This is a genomic window from Ensifer sp. GW101-20A05, assembly GCF_059424735.1.
The window spans coordinates 14,151-35,412 of record NZ_JBWKZT010000021.1 but is presented as its reverse complement, the minus strand read 5'-3'; the positions used below and the strand labels follow the sequence as shown (position 1 = coordinate 35,412).

20 protein-coding genes and 1 pseudogene are annotated in these 21,262 nt (G+C 61.4%); 7 read left to right on the top strand and 14 right to left on the bottom strand.

Annotated elements, in window-relative coordinates; genetic code table 11:
* Positions 1 to 3: 3 nt before the first annotated feature.
* Positions 4 to 2,049, top strand: coding sequence for an ABC transporter ATP-binding protein (locus AC070A_RS31065; protein ID WP_492384373.1), 2,046 nt, complete (start codon positions 4 to 6; stop codon positions 2,047 to 2,049).
* Positions 2,050 to 2,946: 897 nt separating this feature from the next.
* Here the strand turns inward: AC070A_RS31065 and AC070A_RS31060 are convergent.
* Positions 2,947 to 3,117 carry a hypothetical protein gene (locus AC070A_RS31060; RefSeq protein ID WP_197417297.1) on the bottom strand — a complete coding sequence of 57 codons (171 nt, stop codon included), beginning with the start codon at positions 3,115 to 3,117 and terminating at the stop codon, positions 2,947 to 2,949.
* Between the two features lie 404 nt (positions 3,118 to 3,521).
* On the opposite strand from AC070A_RS31060, the pseudogene AC070A_RS31055 reads away from it, so the two are divergent.
* A pseudogene (locus AC070A_RS31055) lies at positions 3,522 to 4,747 on the top strand (bifunctional alpha/beta hydrolase/OsmC family protein).
* A gap of 130 nt (positions 4,748 to 4,877) precedes the next feature.
* Here AC070A_RS31055 and AC070A_RS31050 read toward each other — a convergent pair.
* The 10 genes from AC070A_RS31050 to AC070A_RS31005 all read right to left on the bottom strand — a co-directional run bounded on the left by AC070A_RS31050 (position 4,878) and on the right by AC070A_RS31005 (position 15,286).
* Complete coding sequence (locus AC070A_RS31050; protein WP_057249866.1) at positions 4,878 to 5,408, bottom strand: isochorismatase family protein; 531 nt, start codon at positions 5,406 to 5,408, stop codon at positions 4,878 to 4,880.
* Positions 5,409 to 5,742: 334 nt separating this feature from the next.
* Complete coding sequence (locus AC070A_RS31045) at positions 5,743 to 6,486, bottom strand: amino acid ABC transporter ATP-binding protein (protein ID WP_057249868.1); 744 nt, start codon at positions 6,484 to 6,486, stop codon at positions 5,743 to 5,745.
* Positions 6,483 to 7,457: an amino acid ABC transporter permease gene (locus tag AC070A_RS31040; RefSeq protein WP_057249870.1), complete on the bottom strand. Its 975-nt coding sequence runs from the start codon at positions 7,455 to 7,457 to the stop codon at positions 6,483 to 6,485. Before AC070A_RS31040 ends, AC070A_RS31045 begins: the two co-directional genes overlap by 4 nt.
* Positions 7,458 to 7,516: 59 nt before the next feature.
* A complete protein-coding gene (locus AC070A_RS31035; protein WP_492384374.1) occupies positions 7,517 to 8,347 on the bottom strand; it encodes a transporter substrate-binding domain-containing protein in 831 nt (276 codons plus the stop codon).
* A gap of 139 nt (positions 8,348 to 8,486) precedes the next feature.
* Positions 8,487 to 8,876 carry a carboxymuconolactone decarboxylase family protein gene (locus AC070A_RS31030; protein WP_057249874.1) on the bottom strand — a complete coding sequence of 130 codons (390 nt, stop codon included), beginning with the start codon at positions 8,874 to 8,876 and terminating at the stop codon, positions 8,487 to 8,489.
* Complete coding sequence (locus AC070A_RS31025) at positions 8,869 to 9,678, bottom strand: alpha/beta fold hydrolase (RefSeq protein WP_492384375.1); 810 nt, start codon at positions 9,676 to 9,678, stop codon at positions 8,869 to 8,871. The genes AC070A_RS31030 and AC070A_RS31025 overlap by 8 nt, the downstream gene beginning before the upstream one ends.
* A 2-nt stretch (positions 9,679 to 9,680) precedes the next feature.
* Positions 9,681 to 10,757 carry an LLM class flavin-dependent oxidoreductase gene (locus tag AC070A_RS31020; RefSeq protein WP_492384376.1) on the bottom strand — a complete coding sequence of 359 codons (1,077 nt, stop codon included), beginning with the start codon at positions 10,755 to 10,757 and terminating at the stop codon, positions 9,681 to 9,683.
* A gap of 34 nt (positions 10,758 to 10,791) precedes the next feature.
* A complete protein-coding gene (locus AC070A_RS31015) occupies positions 10,792 to 12,306 on the bottom strand; it encodes an aldehyde dehydrogenase (RefSeq protein WP_492384377.1) in 1,515 nt (504 codons plus the stop codon).
* Between the two features lies 1 nt (position 12,307).
* Positions 12,308 to 13,303 carry a flavin reductase gene (locus tag AC070A_RS31010; RefSeq protein WP_058327217.1) on the bottom strand — a complete coding sequence of 332 codons (996 nt, stop codon included), beginning with the start codon at positions 13,301 to 13,303 and terminating at the stop codon, positions 12,308 to 12,310.
* 180 nt (positions 13,304 to 13,483) lie between these two features.
* Positions 13,484 to 15,286, bottom strand: a complete 1,803-nt coding sequence (locus tag AC070A_RS31005) for a helix-turn-helix domain-containing protein (protein WP_057249882.1) — start codon at positions 15,284 to 15,286, stop codon at positions 13,484 to 13,486.
* A gap of 170 nt (positions 15,287 to 15,456) precedes the next feature.
* Between AC070A_RS31005 and AC070A_RS31000 the strand changes: the two genes are divergently transcribed.
* Both AC070A_RS31000 and AC070A_RS30995 read left to right on the top strand, forming a co-directional pair.
* Positions 15,457 to 16,059: an amino acid synthesis family protein gene (locus AC070A_RS31000; RefSeq protein WP_112994890.1), complete on the top strand. Its 603-nt coding sequence runs from the start codon at positions 15,457 to 15,459 to the stop codon at positions 16,057 to 16,059.
* A gap of 35 nt (positions 16,060 to 16,094) precedes the next feature.
* Positions 16,095 to 16,577, top strand: coding sequence for an Lrp/AsnC family transcriptional regulator (locus AC070A_RS30995; protein WP_057249886.1), 483 nt, complete (start codon positions 16,095 to 16,097; stop codon positions 16,575 to 16,577).
* Between the two features lie 55 nt (positions 16,578 to 16,632).
* Here the strand turns inward: AC070A_RS30995 and AC070A_RS30990 are convergent, their stop codons facing one another.
* Positions 16,633 to 17,277, bottom strand: a complete 645-nt coding sequence (locus AC070A_RS30990) for a glutathione S-transferase family protein (RefSeq protein WP_112994905.1) — start codon at positions 17,275 to 17,277, stop codon at positions 16,633 to 16,635.
* A 205-nt stretch (positions 17,278 to 17,482) separates the two neighbouring features.
* On the opposite strand from AC070A_RS30990, the gene AC070A_RS30985 reads away from it, so the two are divergent.
* A complete protein-coding gene (locus AC070A_RS30985; RefSeq protein WP_057249890.1) occupies positions 17,483 to 17,731 on the top strand; it encodes a DUF982 domain-containing protein in 249 nt (82 codons plus the stop codon).
* Between the two features lie 92 nt (positions 17,732 to 17,823).
* Here AC070A_RS30985 and AC070A_RS30980 read toward each other — a convergent pair whose 3' ends face one another.
* Positions 17,824 to 18,153, bottom strand: coding sequence for a hypothetical protein (locus tag AC070A_RS30980; RefSeq protein WP_156414621.1), 330 nt, complete (start codon positions 18,151 to 18,153; stop codon positions 17,824 to 17,826).
* Positions 18,154 to 18,560: 407 nt separating this feature from the next.
* On the opposite strand from AC070A_RS30980, the gene AC070A_RS30975 reads away from it, so the two are divergent.
* A complete protein-coding gene (locus AC070A_RS30975) occupies positions 18,561 to 19,718 on the top strand; it encodes a peptidoglycan L,D-endopeptidase MepK (RefSeq protein WP_492384432.1) in 1,158 nt (385 codons plus the stop codon).
* Positions 19,719 to 19,830: 112 nt separating this feature from the next.
* Here AC070A_RS30975 and AC070A_RS30970 read toward each other — a convergent pair whose 3' ends face one another.
* Positions 19,831 to 20,472 carry a TetR/AcrR family transcriptional regulator gene (locus tag AC070A_RS30970; protein WP_112994891.1) on the bottom strand — a complete coding sequence of 214 codons (642 nt, stop codon included), beginning with the start codon at positions 20,470 to 20,472 and terminating at the stop codon, positions 19,831 to 19,833.
* Positions 20,473 to 20,562: 90 nt separating this feature from the next.
* On the opposite strand from AC070A_RS30970, the gene AC070A_RS30965 reads away from it, so the two are divergent.
* The gene (locus AC070A_RS30965) at positions 20,563 to 21,219 is read left to right on the top strand and encodes an O-methyltransferase (protein ID WP_057249896.1); all 657 of its coding nucleotides are present in this window, start codon (positions 20,563 to 20,565) and stop codon (positions 21,217 to 21,219) included.
* The last annotated feature ends 43 nt before the right edge of the window (positions 21,220 to 21,262 follow it).

The following is a 21,262-nucleotide window of genomic DNA, read 5'->3' as shown; positions in this document are numbered from 1 at the left end:
AACATGAAAAAGCTCATCGAAGTTCGCAACCTCAACATCGCCTATGCCGGACCTTCCGGCTGGACAAACGTCGTGCAAGACGTGTCCTTCGAGATCGCCCGCGGCGAAGCCTTCGGGCTCGTCGGGGAATCCGGCTGCGGCAAGTCGACGGTTGCCTACCGATTGCTCGGCTACGGCACGATAAACAGCTTCGTTCAGACCGGCGAGGTGCTGTTTGACGGCGTCGATCTTCTGAAACTTGGCCCGGCATCGCTGACGCGCCTGCGTGGTAACCGCATAGCGCTCGTGCCACAGAACCCGACGACATCGCTCAGTCCCGGCATGCGGGTCGGTCCGCAGATCCGCGAGATGATCGCAACGCACAAGGCCCTGCCCGATGACACGACGATGGAACGACGCATCGTCGAGCTCTTTGCGCTCGTTGGGCTGCCGGATGTCGGTCACCGCTATCCGCACGAACTCTCCGGCGGCCAGCAGCAGCGGGTGACGATCGCCATGGCCGTCGCTTGCAATCCCGATCTTCTAGTCCTCGACGAGCCGACGACCGGCCTGGACGTCACTACCCAGCGCCAGATCATCCAGCTTCTTTCCGATCTCAGGGCCCGCATCGGCATGGCGATGCTCTACGTCACCCATGACCTCGCTCTGCTCGCCCAGATCGCCAACCGCGTCGGCGTCATGTATGCCGGCCAACTCGTCGAAGTCGCCGCCAGCGACAAGCTTCTTTCAGCACCCGCTCATCCCTATTCCCGCGGGCTGACTGCATCGATCCCCACGATGGACGGCACCGATCGACAGACGCGCGGACTGCGCGGCGTACTCCGGCGCGATCAGATGTCGACCGGCTGCAAGTTCGAGCCCCGCTGCGATTTCGCAACGACCGCCTGCCGCACGACACCTCAAGCCCTCGAACTGATCGCCGATGCGCGATCGGTTGCCTGCATGCGCTGGCGGGACGCCGCGACGCAGCAACTGCCGGCCGTCGTGGCCGGTCCGCACGGCCGGACAGCGGCCAGGTCGGAGCGCCTTCTCTCGGTCGCCGACCTTTCGCTTTCCTATCAAAGGCCAAGCATCGTCGACAAATTTCTCGGCCGCACGACCCACTCGGTGGTGCGCGACATCGACCTGGAACTCCGCGCCGGTGAAGTCGTCGCGCTCGTGGGCGAGTCCGGCAGTGGCAAATCGACGATCGCCCGGGCGATCAGCGGGCGGCTGCCACCGCGCTCGGGAGCGATCACTCTTGAGGACGGTCCTCTCTCTCCGGCGCTGGATGGTCGCTCGGCCGAGCACTTGCGACAGATCCAGTATATCTTCCAGAATCCCGACGCCTCGCTCAATCCCCGGTCCAGCATTCGGTCGATCCTTGAGCGTCCCTTGAAGCATTTCGGCATCCCGGCTGACGGAAAGACGCTTGAAACGGTGCTGGAAAGCGTCGGTCTTCACGCCGGCTATCTCGATCGCATTCCCGACCAGCTTTCGGGCGGCGAGCGCCAGCGCATCGCGATTGCCCGTGCGCTGCTCGTCAACCCGAAGCTGCTGATCTGCGACGAAATCCTGTCTGCACTCGACGTGTCCGTCCAGGCCCGAATTGTCGAGCTTCTGCGTTCGCTCAAGGAGAAGCACGACGTCGCCATGCTTTTCATTTCGCATGACCTGGCCGTCGTGCAGCAACTGGCAGATCGGGTGGCCGTGCTTTATCACGGCGAACTCATGCAGATGAGCGAAACGGCCTCGCTGCTCACCGCGCCGCTGCATCCTTACACCGAAATGCTGCTGGAAGCCGCACCAAGCCTTCGGAAGGATGGGCACGTCTCCCGGCCCCCGGCTACGCCCACGCTAAAGGCAACTCCGGGGATCGGCTGTCCTTTTGCCGGGCGTTGTCCGCGGCAGCCCGGCAGCCTCTGCGCGGACACGCGGCCACCCATTCAGGAAACCGGAAGCGGCTTTGTCCGCTGCCACCTGCCGATTGACGGGCTTGGCAGGCACGCTCGCTCGCCGCAACATATGCGATCGCCCGCCGTAGAAGACATGCGTCTCCAGAGCCTTTGACTTCCTTGCCTCCCCCCTTGCCCGGCCGCGCCAGCGGCCGGGCAAGGCCGGTGATGTCGTCCCTCGCCTGCCTTCGCGGTGCAGTCAGGCTGCACCCTTCTTGCGGCGAGCGCATCCGTCAGTTGATCGCGTTCCGGTAGAAACTCGCCTCTACCTCCGCCATGTCGATCGCCGCCAGATCTTCCGGCAGTCGGTAGCTGTCAGCATCGGCATGGACCTTCGCCTTGTCGAAATCATTCGCCTCGGCGATGAAATCGTTGGTGACATAGCGGGCGGTATCGATGTCGATGTTCGACTGGCCGATGCTCTTGAGGAGCCCTTAGGTCTTCCCTGTCCGCGTTCCTCTTAAGCGAAAGCGCCGGAAGCAGTGCGCCGTAGAGCGCAGGTCGATCGGGAAAATAACGCTAATCCAGGCATCGCCGGAGTCAAAGACAAATCGGCCCGTCAACGGTCAGGCAACGTCAAAAGTGGTTTCCATCCGAACGATCAAAAAGCGAAAGGGAAAGAGCGGTCGCGCGCCGACCGACGGGGACGGCGAGAAATCGCTAGGCGCGCGCGCCAGGGCGAGCCGGCTGTTCTAACGCTCGCTCGATCGTCCAGGAGATCGTCAAGGTATTGAACCGCTCCCTTGAAGTTGAGGCTTTACTGTCACCCATATGCCGTCGGGGCAATGGGAAGCCACATCCGGCAGCCCCCTAAGCACTTCCACGATTAGACAGCCCCCCGGACCAGCCCGATCCCCGTCTCGACTGCTGCTAGTCGCCCGATTTCGTGCGTGCGTCTGAGCAACCTGTTGGCTAAATTTGCACGGCATTTCCACCGACCCCGGCCAACGGCAAAAGCGGGTCCGAAGTTGGCGCATCCGGACAACGGCCGGCAATTCTGTGGTCTTTGGACCTAGTGCCCAGGCAAGCTCGGCGGCGCGACAAACTGGTAGTATGACCACACCCCGATCAACGCAGCTACCAGCGCCAGCCAAATCAACGCCTTTCGCTGCGTTGGACTGACCGGCTTGGCCTCCTTCTTTGGCTTCGGTCGTTCAAACTTGATGATGTTGTTGTCGTCCATCTTGATCCCATCCTGAACAAGCCCACTCACCACTGCCCGCATTCCCATGCATATAGCGGGCACGGCGTCATTGATACGCCCTCAAGCTCGCCTTCTTGACCTAAGCTCCTGATTTGGCGTCAATAAGATATGAACGCAGGCTCGTCCTGGTTATCGAGACGTGGGAGGCAGGAGCATGGCTGGGCGCTATGAAGAACCGCAGCATTCCAACTCCATAGCCCCTTTCGGGTCAGCCTTCGATGGCGCGAAGATCATCAGCCTGCGCCAGAGGCGCTGGGGTCCACCAGGCTCATTTTACCAGGGCATTCAGCCAGACCGTCGGAACAAGTCCGGCAAAGTGGCATCGCGTGCAATGCCACTGAAGACCTCTGCCACATGCTTGTTCTCCTCAAAGGAGCATCGCCATGAATTTCAACACTCAACGAATTGAATTTTCGGGCCATTCCGGCGCAACCCTCGGCGCTCGTCTCGATCTTCCCAACGGTCCCGTGCGGGCCTACGCTATTTTCGTCCACTGCTTCACCTGCTCCAAGGATCTAGCAGCGGCGCGCCACATTGCGGCCGAACTTGCGCGTGAGGGATCGCGGTCCTCCGCTTTGATTTTACCGGCTTGGGATCGAGCGAAGGTGAATTCGCCTCAACCAATTTCTCCTCCAACATTGCCGACCTGCTTTCGGCTGCAGACTATCTGCGCCGACACTTCGAGGCACCATCACTGCTGATCGGCCATTCCCTCGGCGGTGCCGCAGTTCTCGCCGTCGCCAGAGACATTCCAGAGGTCCGCTCGGTGGCGACGATCGGGGCGCCGGCCGATGTCGGCCATGTCCTGAAGAATTTCGGGACGAGCCTCAAGGACATCGAGGATCGCGGCGCCGCCGAGGTCGATCTTGCTGGGCGCAAGTTCCTGATCAGAAAACAATTCGTCGAAGACGCCCGCGCGCATCGCGTCCTTAATGCTGTCGCGAGGCTGAAGAAACCCCTTCTCATTCTTCATGCCCCGTTGGATCAAACGGTCGGTATCGAGAATGCGAGCGACATCTTCCACGCGGCAAAACACCCCAAGAGCTTTGTCTCTCTGGACAAGGCCGACCATCTGCTAACCGATCCTGCCGACGCCGCCTTCGCCGCCCGGATCATTGCGGAATGGCTGGGCCGCTATCTCGTGGCTGACCCGCCACAGGGCACGAGACCGATGGAACAGGTTCGCGTGATGGAAACGGGGGAAGGCAAATTTCAGAACTCGGTCCAGGCCGGTAGCCACCGCCTTTTTGCCGACGAACCACAAAGTGCGGGCGGGCTGGATTCCGGTCCATCGCCCTATGACTTCCTCTCGATCGGACTCGCTGCTTGCACCTCGATGACGCTGCGTCTTTACGCCGACCACAAGAAGCTGGCGCTGGGGCGCATCAAGGTGGAAGTCTCGCATTCCAAGATCCACGCGAGGGATTGCGAAGAATGCGCTGCATCCGAACGCGCCGATGGCGGAAAAATCGACCGGTTCGAGCGGGTCATATCGGTCGACAGCGAGATCTCGGATGAGGTTCGCGCCAAAATCGCCGAAATCGCCGACAAATGCCCAGTCCATCGAACGCTGGAAGGGATAGCCAAGATAGAGACGGCCGTGAGATAATTCCGAGGTCTCGCCCATCGAACCGGTCCCGAACGCCCACGCATCCTCGGCCTACGAGGCGGGAATCACGCCAAGCATGGACATCGTTTGCATTAGAAGCTGATCGGGCGAAGGCGAAATCAGCAGCGATCTAAACAATGGTGGCCCGTGTGGCGAAGCTCGTCCGGAAAAGTGCGTCGTGCGCAACTGTGTCGGGATCAAAACAGCAGTCACGGACGATGTAGATTTTATAATCTGCATCGCTTGACCACCCGACGCTGGAAAAAAGGACGCCGCTGGTCGCTATCCCAGCCATGACCAACGTCTTGATGCCTTTTGCCTGCAGGTCTTGGTGCAAAGTCGTGCCATGAAACACGTTGGCGCGCGGACATGCGTATCGCCAGTCGCTTTCGGCTACATCGAGCCCAGTTACGGGCGCCGGGTCACGAAAGTAACCTGTCTTCATGATGTTGCTGATCAACATATTGTTTTCACAGGGCGACCTATAGTCGATCGCGAAATTCGCGAAGATCGTCGGGTTCTCCGTGTCACGCCACCGCGCAATCAGTGAATTGGTGCGATCGAGCAGATCCGTTGGAACATCGCTTGCCAGGATCGAAAAGACGTCGGCCTGATAGTGCATGATCAACAAAGCCGCATCGGCGACGTCCAAATCATCCATATACGACACTGCTGTCCTCCCGCTTTCCGCCCGCCCGCTTCGAAGTAACCAGATGGCCGAATTCGCAAATCACCGAACCGCCCTCGCCTTATTCAACGTCGACGCGGCGTATCGTGTCAATCACGGCGGCGAGCGATCGGGTTTAGCGCTACAGCATCCGGCAACAGGTCGGCACGGCGCCGCTGGAACCAACAGCCGGTGGCGTACATCCTCCTCTAACCGGCCGCGCCAGCGACCGGACAATGTCGATGATGTCGCCTCTCGATGCGATCGAGTCTTCCGTGCTCCAGGCGACCCCAAGCCGATCTTGCAGCCTGAGGACGACGGGACTGCGCTAGTGCTTCAGTATCTGGCTGAGGAACAGTTTCGTCCGCTCGTGCCTGGGATTGGTGAAAAACTCGTCCGGGTTTGCTTCCTCAACTATCTGTCCGGAATTCATGAAGATCACACGGTCGGCGACCGCCCGCGCAAACCCCATCTCGTGCGTGACGCAGACCATCGTCATGCCGTCCTTCGCCAGGCTCGTCATGGTGTCCAGAACCTCGGACACCATCTCCGGATCGAGCGCGGATGTCGGTTCGTCAAACAGCATCACTGCCGGCTGCATACAGAGCGAGCGCGCGATCGCGACGCGCTGCTGTTGACCGCCAGAAAGCTGGATGGGGAACTTGTTGGCCTGTTCCGGAATTCGTACCCGCTCCAGGAATGTGAGCGCTCTCGCCCGCGCCTCTGCTTCCGATACGCCGTTGATCCACATCGGCCCGACCATGCAGTTCATCAGCACGGTCATGTGCGGAAACAGATTGAAATGCTGGAACACCATTCCAACATTGCGCCGCACGTCCGAGACATTGCGCATCTTGGCATGCAGGTTGATGCCGTTGACGACGATCTCGCCTTCCTGGTGCGCCTCCAGGCGGTTGAAACAACGGATCAACGTGGACTTGCCGGAGCCGGACGGGCCGCAAATGACGATGCGCTCCCCTTTGCGGACCGTCAGGTTGATATCCGTCAGCACCTGGAAGGCGCCGTACCATTTGGAAACGTTCCTGGCGTCGATGATGGTCTCAGCACTCATCTGACCTTGCTCCTGGCATAGTGACGTTCGATGCGGGACTGGATCAACTCGAGAGCGATGGACAGGGTCCAGTAGAGCATGGCGGCGGATATGAGCATTTCCATGTGCTGGAAGGTCTTCTGGCCCAATGTGCGGGCGAGAAACATCAGTTCCCAGACACCGATGACGGAGACCAGCGAGCTATCCTTCAACATCGAGATGAACTGGTTGCCAGTCGGCGGGATGATGACCGGCAGCGCCTGTGGCAGAATGACCTTGCGCATCGTCAGCCCGAAGCCGAAACCGATGGAGCGTGATGCCTCCCACTGGCCGCGATCGATGCTCTGGATGCCGGAGCGGAAGATCTCCGTCATGTATGCGCCGTAGCAGAGCGAAAGTGCCAGAATGCCGGCCGGCACCGCATCGATGATGAAGCCGAGTTGCGGCAGGCCGAGATAGATCAGATAAACCTGCATCAAGAGCGGCAGGCCGCGAAAGAAGGACGTGTAGAAGCTGGCAATCGCATAGGCAAAGCCGTTGCTCGAGAGCTTGGCCACAGCGCCCAGGATGGCGATCGCCGATGCAATCACAATCGAGATCGCTGAAACATAGACCGTCGTCACCAGCCCCTGCGTGATGAGAAACGGCAACTTCTCCTCGATAAATGGCAGGCTGAGATTGAAGGTCTGGAAGAAGGCGAGGAACAGCGCGAGCAACTCCAGCCAGACGACGGCGATCTGGACCCTGAGGCTCGCAAAACCGATCAGGACGATGTTGAGGCAGAAGAGCACTGCCACGACGAATGCGGTCGCAAAACGGCCATAGAACCCACTTTCGAGCGGTTCGCCGATCACCGGGCGCATCAGTTCGCCCATCGTTGTGCCGGTCAGGCCGAAGGCCGTGAAGGCAATGAGAACGGTGGCGAAAATGCTAGCCACGAACCACGGCTTGTGGACGAGTATTTCGGACTCAACAGTATCCGGATAAAGCATCTTTGGTCCCTTTGGACAAAGGGCGGTCCGGTCTCCCGGACCGCCAGATATGGGGTGCCTTACTTCACGATGGTGTAGTCGACGCCGTACCATTTCTCCGAGAGCTTGCTCAGCGTACCGTCGCCCTGCATCGCCTTGATCACTTCGGCGATCTTGGCGCTCAGTTCCTTGTCACCGTATTCGATGGCGACAGCGAGCGGCTCGTAAAAGACAGGGTCGCCAACCTGCTTGATCGGATAACCGGCCTTGATCGCGTCGCGAATGCTGGGCAGCGACGACACGACCGCGTCGAGGCGAACACCGTCACCGAGGCGCAGGTCGTCGAAGGCTGTCGTCGAGTTGGCGTAGGATTTCACTTCCTTCGGCTTGAACGCGTATTCGAAGGCAGGGGCGCCGGCAGCATCGAGTGTCAGATCCTGTTTGGCGTAAGCTTCGAAGGTCGACGTCGCCGTGGCGCCGACAACCTTGCCGTCCAGATCGATCAAAGCGACCGTAGGGCTGTCCTTGTGAACGGCCACGGCAGCCGGGGTGTAGTAGTAAACCGCCGGGAAATCGAAGACCTTGGCGCGTTCCTTGGTCGGCGTCATCGAGCCGACATGCATGTCCCAGCGTCCCTGCCAGTTGCCGGCAGTGATGATGTCCCAACCGGGCGTGACGAACTCAACGCCGACACCCAGCCGCTTGGCAATTTCCTTGGCGACATCGACGTCGAAGCCGTCCATCTCGTTCTTCTCGTTCATGAAGGACTGCGGCGCCCAATTGGCGTCGGTCGCGACCTTCAGCGTCTTTGCATCGAGCACGTGGTCGAGCACGGCACCGGCGTGAGCCGGAACGGTCGCGAGCGACAGGGCGAGCGATGCCGCCGCGGTGAGTTTTGCGAATGTGTTCATGCTGTCGTTCCCTTTTGTCGTTCTGTTTTTGACAGGGTCCTCTTCCTGCCATCGGGTTGATCTTCTGTTCTCAGGCGGCCTTCCGTCTTCCGGCGATACGGGGTAGCGCGGAGCTGCCCTTTCCTAGAAACCGTGGAAGTCAGCGCTCCCCTTTCTGGGCCATCTCGTCGCGGACGCTCCGCGCAACGCGGAAGGCTTCGACGCCGGCGGGAATGCCGCAGTAGATCGCGATCTGGACGAGTGCCGCGCGAAGCTCGTCATCGGTTAGACCGTTGCGGATCGCCCCACGAAAATGGATGCCGAACTCATGCATTCGGTTGAGCGCCGCGAGCATTCCGAGGTTGAGCAGGCTGCGGCTCTTCAGATCGAGGCCCTCGTCCGTCCAGACGGTGCCCCAGCAATATTCGTTCAACAGATCCTGGAACGGACGCGAGAAGGCATCGCTGCTACCGACCGCGCGATCGACATAGTCGTCGCCGAGCACTCTGCGCCGAACAGCCTCTCCCCTTGCCTGCAGCGCCTCATCCATCAACCGGCTCCCCCTGGCTCAGAAACTCGCCCATCAGCGATGCAACAATGTCCGGCGCCTCGATGAGGATGGAATGACGCAGGCTCGGCAGGATGCGGAGCTGTGAACCGGGAATGCGCTCATGCATGTAGCGCGCCATACGTGGGTTGGAGCCGGCGTCGTCCTCGCCGGTGGCGATCAGCGTCGGGCAGCGGATCTGGTCGAGAAAACCGCCGAAGTCCGTTTCCGCCAACACGCGATAGGCGGCCGCATAGCATTCCGGATCATTTTCAGCGTCCCGCGCCCTTAGCCTTTCGACCACGTCCGGGTGGCGCGCCTGGAAGTCTTCCGTCAGCCAGCGCGACAGTGAGGCATTGTGATGATCGGCAGGCGTACCGGCCCTGAGTGCGGCCAGGCGATCGAGAACCCGCTCACGCTCGGCCGGTGTGCGGCCGGCGACGGTTGACAAAAGTGCCAGCCGGCGCAGACGGCCAAGATGGGTCAGGGCGAGACGCTGGGCGATCAACCCACCCAGCGAAAAGCCTGCGAGATGGAATGTGGGGAAACCCGCCGCATCGGCGAGAGCCAGCGTCTCGTTGACGAAATCATCGATCTCGTACCGCCCCTTGACCCGGCTGGACCGGCCATGCCCGCGAAGGTCGAATGTCAGGATCGTAAACCGTTCCTTCAGGCGTTCTACCACGCCCGACCATGCCTCGAGATAGGAGCCGACGCCGTGGATGCAGACGAGCGGCTCGCCGTCACCCTCGATGCGGTAGTTGAGCGTCACCTCTCCAATCGTATGGCGCTGAGCCCCTGCCATCGTCAGCCACCCACCGCAACGCGCTTCTGTTCCGTCTCACGGGCGGCGAAGAAGGGCATGATTTCGCTGACGAACAATTCCAGCGTCCGCTTCTGCAGCTCGAACGGCAGATTGAAGGTCAGGCCCAGGCAGTACTGGTCCACGCCGGCGGCCTCATAGACCAGCAGCTTCTCGATCGCTTCGTCCGGCGTGCCGAACATCAGGTTCTTGCGGATGTTTTCCGGGTTGTAGTTGTCTTTGCCCTTGACCGCCTCATAGGGCACAGCCTCGGGGAACCCCTCGCTCACGGTTCCGATGTTCTGCATGAGATTTTCGAAGGCGCGGCCGTAGTCGATGCTGTGCTTGACCGCGCGCTCCCAGCCATCCGGCCGGTCGTAGACGCAGGTGCGGCGCTGCATCATGAAGCGCGGACGCCGTACCTCGGGATGATCGGCAACGGCCTTATGAAACTTCTCGGAGAGCACGTGGATCTCGGCCTCCGGAGCGGAGAGCGGTGTCGACAGGATGCTGGCGCCGTTCTCGATCGCCCAGTCGAAGGTGCCGGGATCGCGCGCCGCCACCCAGATCGGCGGATGGGGCTGCTGCAGCGGCTTCGGCACGGCAGCCGTGATCGGAAAATTCCAGTATTGCCCCTCATGGGCATAGTCGCCGGACCAGAGCTTCTTCACGGCCGGCACGATTTCCTTCATGTAGGCCACACCTTCCTGCTGCTGCATGCCGCCTGCCATGCGGTCGAACTCGTACTGGTAGGAGCCTCGCGCGATGCCGAACTCCAGGCGCCCGTTCGTCAGGTGATCGCAGAGCGCGGACTCGCCGGCGAGCCGGATCGGGTTCCAGTAGGGCGCGACCAGGGTGGAGGTGCCGAGCCGGATGCGATCCGTGTGCTGGGCAAGCCAGACCAGTGTCTGGAACGGATTGGGGGAGATCGTGCATTCCAGCGTGTGGTGCTCGGCAGTCCACAGCATTTCGAAGCCGCCTTCGTCGGCAAGCCGCGCGAGTTGCAGCAAGTTGCTCTTCACCTGCTCCATCGGAATATCGGGGGAGAAGCGTTCCATCGTGAGGGAGACTGCGAACTTCATGTTTTCTGCCTTTCCTGTGCCCGTGCTTTTGCTGTCATTTCAGGCGGATGACGAAGGGGTCCTGCATCGCGCCGGAGTAGTCGACGATGACGTTCTTCAATCGCGAGAACTCGTGCATGACCTCGAAGCCGCCGCGCCGGCCGTAGCCGCTTTCCTTGAAGCCACCGTTGGCGGACATGAAAGAGGCGGAGCGGTAGGTGTTGATCCATACGGTCCCGGCGTCGATCCGGTTGGCGAACCGCAGCGCCCGATCGATGTCCTTGGTCCAGATGCCGGAGGCCAGGCCATAGCGCGTGTCGTTGGCGAGCCGGATCATCTCTTCCTCGTCGCGAAATGGCATGACGCCGACCACCGGGCCGAAGAGTTCGTCGCGCATGAAGGTCATGTCGTTTTCGGCGTCGACCATCACGGTCGGTTCGAAGTACCAGCCCCCCGACGAAAGCCCTTGCCGCTGCGGCCGCCGGCCGCCGGCGGCGATGCGCGCCCCTTCCTTGATGCCGGAGGCCACGTAGGATTCGACTTTTGAAAGCTGATCAGCGAGCGCGAGCGGACCGATGTCGGTGTCGTCGGCCGTCGGGAGGCCGACGCGGATGCGTTCTGTCCTCGCGACGAGCGCCTCAATGAAGCGATCGTAGATGCGCGCTTCCACAAAACAGCGCGAGCCTGCGACACAGGTCTGGCCAGCGGCAGCAAAGACACCGGAGACGACGCCGTTGACCGCATGTTCGATATCGACATCGCCAAAAACGACATGAGGCGACTTGCCGCCGAGCTCCATCGAGCAAGGGACAAGGTTCTCAGCGGCGTTGCCGGCGATGCGCCGGCCCGTGGCCGTGCTGCCGGTGAAGACGTATTTCGCAATTCCGGGATGACGTGTCAGCGCCTCGCCGGCACTCTGGCCGGTACCGGTCACGACATTGACGACGCCGGCGGCAAAGCCCGCCTCGTGGATCAGCTCCGCAAGCGCCAGCGTCGTGGCGGTCGCATGCTCCGAAGGCTTGATGACGACCGTATTGCCGATTGCGAGGCAAGGCGCCAGCGTGCCGGTCAGAAGCATCAGCGGCGAATTCCACGGCGTGATCATGCCGACGACGCCCAAGGGTTCGCGCAAATTGAAGTTCAGCGTATCGAGACGATTGATCGGGATCGTCTCGCCCTGCAATTTGTCGGCCATGCCCGCGAAATAGTGGTAGCTGTCGGGCATGGAGCGCATTTGCGCCCTGGTTTCCTTCAGCAGCTTGCCATTGTCGCGCGTCTCGATTTCCGCGAGCGTGTCGGCGTTGGCGCGAACGAGTTCGGCAAGCCGGCGCATCAGCGCACCGCGATCGGTCTGCGTCATGCGGCGCCAGGCCGGATCGCGAAAGGCGGCATTGGCAGCGGCCACGGCGGCCTCGACATCGTCCGCATCCGCTTCGGCAAGATGATACCAGCACTCGCCCGTCGTCGGGTCGAAACTGGCGATGTAATTGCCGTTCTTCGGCGCCACGAACTGTCCGTTGATGAACAGGAGCTGGCGCGAACCTTCAATGGAACTGACCGTCGTCTTCATATCATTGTCCTTGGTCTTGGGAGGTCTGAAGCCAGGTACGGGCTTCGCCGTCGATCATCGCGATACGGCCGCCGTCGTCGGAATCCATGTAGATGCCGAAGCGGCCCGCCTGCCTCTCGCGTACGTAGCGCCGCAACATGGATCGCAGTTCGTGCGTCGCGATCGCATCGTCGGGAAGATCGTCGAGCGGGAAGAAGCGCAGATCCGCTGGCAGCCTGGTGCCGGCGCCGCCCTCGCCCGCCAGTCGGGCGCGATAGACGAGATAGCCCGGGTCGCTGTCTGCGACATCGAAGACCGAATAGAGGAAGGTCTCGTCCGGGACGAGCCGCAGCGCGTCGCCACCGTCGATGACGAGCTGGCTGTCCGCCTTGCGTCGCCGCGCAGACGGCAAAACCCAGCCGCCCTTGCCGTCCGAACGCAGAAGCAGGCCGTCGCCCGCTTCGATCAGATAGCCGATGATCATGCCATGCGACGCGAGCCAGCCATTCGGCAACGGGTCCTTAACGCTGGCATAGCGGCCGCGGCAAAAGCCGAGCGGTGCGGTCGGACTGGTACCAAAGGCCCGAACTTGGCCGATCAGGATCGCATGATCGCCGGCATCAACAGTGCTGAAAGTCGTGCAGTCGAACCAGGTCAGGCTGTCGGTCAGGACCGGCGCGCCCGTGTGGATGTGATCGTGGGTCACCGACTGAAACTTGTCCGGAGATTTTGAGGCAAAGGTTCCGGAGACGTCGACCTGTCCTTCATGGAGGATGTTGACCGCAAAACACCCTGCATTGGTGAAGGCAGGATAGCTCGAAGCCGACTTCGCAACGCAGACCAGAAGTAGCGGAGGATCGAGCGAAACCGAGGTGAAGGAGTTCGCAGTCATTCCACGCGGCGTGCCGTCATCGTCGCGGGTGGTGATGACGGTGACACCGGTCACGAACGTACCGAAGGCGCGGCGAAGCGCAATCGGATCAATCGGCACGTCCGTCGATGCTGCAGTCTCAACCATGCGCTTCTTGCCTCCTCACCATCAGGTTGATTGGAGGCTAATGCCGTCACGGCGGTCGTTCTTCCGTCGCTTCACAGGAGTGGGCGAAGAACTTCTGCATCGAACCCTAGGAGGCGATTGAAGGCCACGAAAAGGGGTGGCGACGTGGTCGCAAGACGGCTCCCGACGGACGAGGAAAATCTAGCTGCGGAGGGTGGAACGGTTGTCAATGACACCGTGCAGGCGGATCGCGAGTTCGACGGCAAAGCGCTTTTCCGGCGTTTCGACATCCACGCCAAACAGCTCCTGAATGCGCGCCAGCCGATAGCGCAGCGTCGTCACATGCAGGCCCATCGCGTCGGCACAAGCCTGGCTGCGACACCCCTCCTGCAAGTAGATCGACAGCGTTTCGAGGTAGGGGGTTCCGTTGTCCCGGTCGTGATCGGCGATCGCCCCAACACTCTCGTGCACGAAACCGCGCACGTCGCCGGCCTCGCAGGCAGCGACCAGCATCGGCAGCGGGCCGAAATCCTGCGCAGAGACCGCGCCAGTCAGACCAAAGGAGCGGCCGATGCGGATCATTCGGGCGCAGCGTTCCCAGGCCTGCGGATAATCCGACAGGGCGGCACACCGGTTGCTGGCGACGACGATCGGTGCCTCGTCGAAGTAACGGCCGAGTTCCTCGGCGATACGGCGGGCGAGCTTTGTCGTGCGCTCCTGCCGCTTACCCGTATCGTGGGGAACGAGGCAGACGACGCCGCCCTCGACGGCAATCAGGTTCGCCTGAACGGATGCCTGCTGCATGACACGCGACAGCGTGTGCTCCACATCGACGGAAGCGCCGCCAAATGCCTTCGTCTTATCCGGAAAATCGACGACGATCATCTGCTGAGGCACGGAAAAACTCAGGCCGAGCCGCTGGGCGCGCTGGGCAACATCGCCGGCATTGCGCCACCGCGCCTCCACGATCTCGAAGAAGAGTTCGGTCTGCGTCCTGGTCTCGAAGCGAAACCGGATGAAGCTTCGCATCATCTGCACGCTCAGCGCAAACTTGGCGCTGTCGAGCATCAGGAGATCGAGATCGCTGAACTCGCGCGTCGTCGGGAAGATGATGAGCGCCCCGACCAGTTGATTGTCGACCATCAGCGCTTCGACACGGGCCGTTATCTTGAACCGTTGAGTGCCGTCATCGAGGTAGAGGTTCACGGCATCGGTCGTCCCGCGCTCGACAGCGTCTCGGGCGGCCTTCATCAGCGGCCGGCTAAGAACGGTGGAAGCCGCCTCGTGCCAGCTGGCCTCGTCGTAGAGTGCGTTCGGCGGCTGGCCGGCGACAACCTGATTGGCGGTGAAATCAACGACCACCGTCGGATTCGGCAGCATCGTGCCGACCATGGCCGAAAGTGGTGCGACCGACCCATCGCTCAACACATGTTCCAGAAGCGAGGTATGTGCCTCCAGGGCGCGCTCCAGCCGCTGCGCCGACCGCTTCTCCGCCTCGAGACGATGTTCCCGTTCGACGGCGATGGCACCGAGGTGGATGATCGTGCCGAGAAAGGCGAGATCGTCTTCCGACACCTCGGCGACCTCGCGAGCAATGACGCTCAGCACCATCGGTCGGCCCTCAGCATCCCTGCAGTTCATCGGCATGACGAGCACCGTACGATAGTCGCGCTCGAAAGCCTCCTTCCGATAACCTGGAAACTCGGCGGATTCGCGTGCGTCACGGATGTAGACGGGCTCGTTTCGCTGCAGCGCGATCAGGGACGGGCTGGTCGCCAGCTCCCATTTGTCGGGCAACTGCCGCTCGATCAGTGTCGGATCGTAGCGCACGATGACATGGGCGTAACCATGCGCCGCGTCGATGCCCATGATCGACCCCAGAGACCAGTTCGCATGGCGACAGGCGGCCGCAATGAGCTGCTGCAGCGCCGTCTGAAGATCGCCACCGCTGTTGATCTGACTGGCGACGTCGCGGAGCGCCAGTATCTGGGACTTCTGATCCAAATCGTCTCGCCTATTGACATCTATCAACCAACCATGCGCGCGGCGAAGGCCAAAGTCTACTCCGCTTCCGAGAAGCCGCAGCGCACATCTTCCGACGAAATGTAGGAAGCGCCGCCCGGCGATCCCGCTAGGGTGCGAAGCAATCCCAACAAACAGCAACGGCGCATCCCATGACGATCGGCATTCGAAAAATCTGCACTTTCCTCGAAGAAACGCTGGTGGAGGGCGGCAAGGTGGCGCCGCGCCCGGTAAACGTCGTCGTGGTGGCGGCGGTGATCCAGAACCCCTGGGCGGGGCGAGGCTTTGTCGAAGATCTGCGGCCGGAAATCATCCGTATCGCCGGCGAACTCAGCCACGAGATGACGGACCGGCTGCTTCGTCAGATGGCGGCGGACCGGATCGAGGCTTGCGGCAAGGCGGCGGCCGTCGGCATTGCCGGTGAAATTGAACATGCTTCGGCAATGATCCACACGCTGCGTTTCGGCAATCCCTTTCGCGAGGCGATCGGCGGCACCAACTACCTCGAATTCGCCAACACCCGCAATGCGCCGGGCGCGCTGCTGTCGCTGCCGATGATGCACAAGAGCGAGAGCGGCAAACGATCGCATTTTCTCACGTCCAACTTCCAGATCGCCGACGCCCCGGGGCCGGACGAAATCATCGTCGCCATAGGTGCCTCCGACAGCGGCCGTGCCCATGCCCGCATTGCCGACCGGTTCCAGGACATCGCCGAAATGGATGCGGAAAAGGCTGCATTGCTCAGCAAGGCTTGATAAGAGCAGACAAACGAGTTGCGCGGGAGTTTGCCATGAAGCTTGATGCGATCGACCTGCGCATTCTCGATGCAATCCAGCGGGATGGACGCATCACCAAACTTGCGCTCGCCGAAAAGGCGGGCCTTTCGCCCACGCCCTGCTGGATGCGGCTGCGCAAGCTCGAAAAGGCCGGCATCATCAGCGGCTACCATGCACATGTGGCATTGCGGCGTGTCGCGCCGGTTGCCAGCGTGATGGTCGAGCTGACGCTCGCCAACCACCGTCAGGCGGACTTCGACCGGTTCGAACGAGCCGTCCGCGATATTCCGGAAATCGTCTGCTGCTGGTCGGTCGGCGGCGGCGTCGACTACATCCTGAAAATTGTCGCCGCCAATATCGACGCCTATCAGCGCCTGATCGACACACTTCTCGATAGGGAACTCGGCATCGCGCGCTACTTCACCTACATCGTCACCAAGACCGTCAAGGAAGAAGCGGTGCTTCCCGTGTCTTTGCTGATGGCCGACGTGGCCTAGCAGGGACTGGCGCCGGAGCGCCAGACATACGCACCCGGCGGGACAGGGTTGCGAATTAGATCGCGCCGAAGTTACTCGTCCATAGCTCGCGAAGATCGGGATCCGCGTCGACACGCCGGGCAATACTGAGCAGCTTCGGGCAGTTTTCTGCCAGCCAATCGCGCCCCGGTCGCCAGCGCGTCATCGCCGCGATCCAGATATCAAGGGCAGAGAACCGCTCTCCGAGCGCCCACGGCGCGGGTGCGATCTCGTCCTCCCACTGGCGCCACAGATCCATTCGGCGCCCGAGCACCCGGCTGCGCAACTCGTCCGGCACGCTCGGTGCCCAACGCTCGGGGTAGTCAGCGTAGGTGAAGGTCCCATATACGGCAGTCACGAGCCAGATCAGGCGACGAAGAAAGGCAGGACGAAGCGGGTCCCCGACCGGTGGCGCAAGTCCGGCTTCTGGGTATGTCTCCGCAAGATGAAGCAGAATGGCAGCGCTCTCCGTCATCACCGTGCCATCGGGAAGTATGAGCACGGGCACCTGTGCGAGCGGGTTGACGCCGACAAGACGGTCCCGGGCCGGGCCGGGCGCATCGAACCCCGCGACATTCTCGAACGTGTAGGGTAGCCGCGCTTGCACCAGCGCCGCTTCGACGAGAACGGAGCCCCAGCTCGGAACGCCGTAGAGGCGGTAAAGTCCTTGTGTATCGGCCATCTTCATTTTTCCTCGCAGTGCACGGTGCCATTTTGGTCACCGCCCCGCAAGATTGTGCCAGAAGCGCCAGCTTCCGGAATGCTCAAACATCGCCCATGACTGAGTTGAGGTCGCAAGCAGTCAAAATTGACTGGTGCCACTCTCTGCCCGATCCAGGAACAAATTTCCGGGCCAGGCGTTCTGCGCCGAACCGGAGACAACGGCAATGCAAGCGATCATTTGGGATCACCCGGTCAGGGTTGGTGTGAAAGGCGAGCGCACCATCAACGGGCCACAGGATGCCCTGCAGTATCTCAGCGAAATGCCGCAGGGCGGATGGTTCTACGAACGGGCAAGAAACCGCTGCCGCGCTGCTCTGGAGCGCGGCGACCAGCTTGGGCTTTCGCGGAAAGCCTTCATTGGCGCGGCCATCGAATCTTCGTTCCCAATCTCAGACGACGACGTTCTTTCCTGAAGTCGATGGCAACTTGGTCTCGCGAACGTCCCACGCACGGACGGCGACGAGCAGCGCGACCGATGGTCTTCGGCCGTATCGCCGGGCGTTTACTACTCTTGCTCCGTAGACTTGCCACGTGCGGGCATCGGATTGTTTTTCGCTTCCATGGCGGCCTCGATCTGCCTGATGACCTTGACGGCCTCCTGGAGGATTGCCCGCATCTCGTCATCGTAGAGATGCACCGGCATCCCACCGGCCCGAATGACATCCATGGTTTCGGCTGACTTCTTCAGTCGATCGGGCTGCCCGAGCATCGTCCAGCCTTCCTGGACAGCGACATAGGCCCGGACGAGGAGGCGAAGCTTTTCGCCCTCCGTCAGCATGTGAACGTCACGCTCGGCCTGCGTCAGTTCTGCAATGACGTCTGAAGTACTTCTCATAGGACACCCAGGCTACGCAGATACCACAGTGCAACCGGTTCATTCAGTATGACCTAACGTATGGACCGGAGAAAGCAAGTGGCCTCGCCTTGGGCGACCGATTTGGCCAACGAAGGCCGAGGTCGTGGGGATCTGCTCGTCGCAGGAATTCTTCATCATGAAGCCTCAGGGGGCAGCATCAACGGGTTCTTAATCCTTCGTTGACCATAATTTCCGTCGAAGAGCCGAACCGCCGGTCGTTGCCGCCGGTGGATTGTACCTCGAATGAATCGGAACCCGCCGTGTCTGAGTATCCAGTAACCGCGTATCCGGCGCCTGTATCGTGCGGCGTCGCAAGAAGAAGCGTTCAGCGCATTGGACGATGGTTTGGGCGTGTGACCGCGATCGCAGCCATCGCAGCGTCCGCTATGGCCTTCACCACCACCGCGTCTTCGGCGGAAGTTCGATCATTAAAACTGTTCTTCACCCACACCGGCGAGCGCGCGACGATCACCTTCAAGCGGGACGGTAAATACGACCCGAAAGGGCTTTCACAAATCAATCGCTTTCTCCGCGACTGGCGTAGGAACGAGCCTGCCCGCATGGACCCGCGTCTTCTCGACCTCGTCTGGGAAGTCTACCAGCGTGCCGGGGCCAAGGACTACATCAACATCGTCTCCGCCTACCGCTCGCCCGCCACCAATAACATGCTGCGCGGCCGTTCGCGCAGCACCGGGGTCGCCAAGAACAGCCAGCACATGCTGGGAAAGGCCATGGACTTCTACATTCCAGGCGTGAAACTCGCTCGGTTGCGGGAGATCGCCATGCAGATGCAAGTCGGAGGGGTCGGCTACTACCCCACCTCCGGATCTCCCTTCGTGCATCTCGACGTCGGAAACGTGCGGGCGTGGCCGCGGATGTCGCGCCAGGAACTGGCCCGCATTTTCCCGAAGGGGCAGACGCTTCACCTTCCCGCCAATGGCGGGACCTTGCCGGGTTATGACCAGGCGATGGCCGACTACAAACGACGGGTCAAGGCCACCTCGATCGTGGCTGCGAACAGTGCCGGTCCAGCAAAATTCAAGACTGCGGCACCCGCCGACAACACCCTGCTCACCGCCATGCTTCCAACGCGCAAGAGCCGTGGGGAAGAAGCCCTCGAACGCCAGACCCTCAAGCAGACTGTCGAAGAGCCGCCGTTCTTCGACCTTGCGTCAATCGGCGTCCCGCTCCCGACGCTCCGCACGGTCGCCAGCGAGCGCGCGCTCCCAGTAAACATCTCTGCATTCGTTCCGTCCTCGTCGTTCAAGATCGCACTTGGCACGGGCATGATGCGGGCACCGGGCGCAAGCGAATCCAGTCTCACGGGCTCGCCGTTCGCGAAGACGGAGTGGGCCATTCGCGACGCTACGCTTCTCAAGTGGGCGCTGGCGCCGGCCAAGGATCTTGAGCAACTCATCCTTCCAGCAGGCCTCTGGTTCTCGGTGGCCAGCGCTGAGGATGCAAACCGCGCACCGAAGGGCGCTTCCCAACTCGGAGAACAGAAAAAGGCCTTTGACAAGGAACGCTTCTGGTCGGACGGCTGATTGCGGCGCGCGGATGTGTATCCCGGCGACATGCAGTCGAACCGGCCGCCAGTCAATCAATCGGTCGGCTCAACCTGCCGGCTCCGCCCACCTCACAGAGACGTTTCAGACGCTACGATTTGGCGCCGTCAGCCATGCTGCTGATGTAGGCGCAGAACATGTCGGCCATGGCGCCGGCATAGGCCTCTATCTCGGCCTCACTCCGTGGCGTCTCTGAAAACGCCTTACCGACGGTGGTCATCGTCGTGATGATCAGATCCGCGGCCAGTTGCCGGGCAGCACCGGTGCTGTGCGGAAGCACTTCCAGCATGAAATTTTCGAAGATCGGATCGCCCGCTTCCTTTGCCTCCCGAGCTTCGGGCGCATCGCGATAGAGCGGGGCGGCATCATCAAGCGCGACGCGGACGGTCGCCTCCTCGCATTCGGACCGGATAAAGGCATGGACGAGGGTCCGTAGCCGCTCAAACGGCGATTGCGAGCGATCCTCGAGGATACCCCGCAGAAGATCCGTCGTCTGCTGCCACTCATCGCTTTGCAATCGAAAGAGGATCGCGGCCTTGTTGGGAAAATACTGGTAGAGCGATCCGATGCTCACGCCGGCTTTTTCCGCCACCCGGGCGGTGGTGAATCTCTGCGCACCCTCCTCCGCCAAAACCTGAACAGCAGCCTGCAAAATGGCGCGGACAAGCTCGTTCGAGCGCGCCTGCCTCGGCTGTTTTCTTGAGGATATACGGGCACTTGGACGATCCGTCATTGGGGCGCTCGGCAATGCGATTAGCAAATGCGACGAATTATTCGTATTTTCAATTTCAACACAAGCCGCATTCCTACAACGGAGCTTTTCATGACGACCTTGACCACCGAACCTCTCGCACCGCTTCTCGATCGCCTGTTCAAAGAAGCCGATGCGGCATCAAGTCCGGCGATGGCCGCGCTTTCGCGCGAGGAGCGCGAACGTCTCGTGCGCAGCAAGACGGAATATCTCGATTTGTATGGGCGACTGAAGGATCTCTGGCTCCCGGTATCGCGCGAAACGGGCACGCTGCTTTACATGCTGGCTCGCAGCTGCGGCGCGAAATCGATCGTGGAATTCGGCACATCCTTCGGCATCTCCACGCTCCATCTTGCCGCCGCGCTGCGGGACAATGGCGGCGGGCGATTGATCACCAGCGAGTTCGAGCCTTCCAAGATCCTACGGGCACGCCAAAACCTGGCTGACGGCGGCCTTATCGACCTTGTCGAAATCCGGGAAGGCGATGCGCTCAAGACCTTGAGCACCCGTCTTCCCGAGACGATCGATCTGCTGCTGCTCGATGGCGCCAAGGCCCTCTACCGCGAGGTGCTGGATCTGGTGGAAGACCGTCTGAAACCCGGCGCATTGATTGTCGCTGATAACGCCGACGATTGCCCCGACTACCTTGCCCATGTTCGCTCAGACGCCTCGGGCTATATCTCCGTGCCCTTCGCGGAGGATGTCGAACTGTCCATGCGGGCCGGATAAATCTGCAGCTATCCAACCTTCAAGACTTGTCCAAAGACTGGAG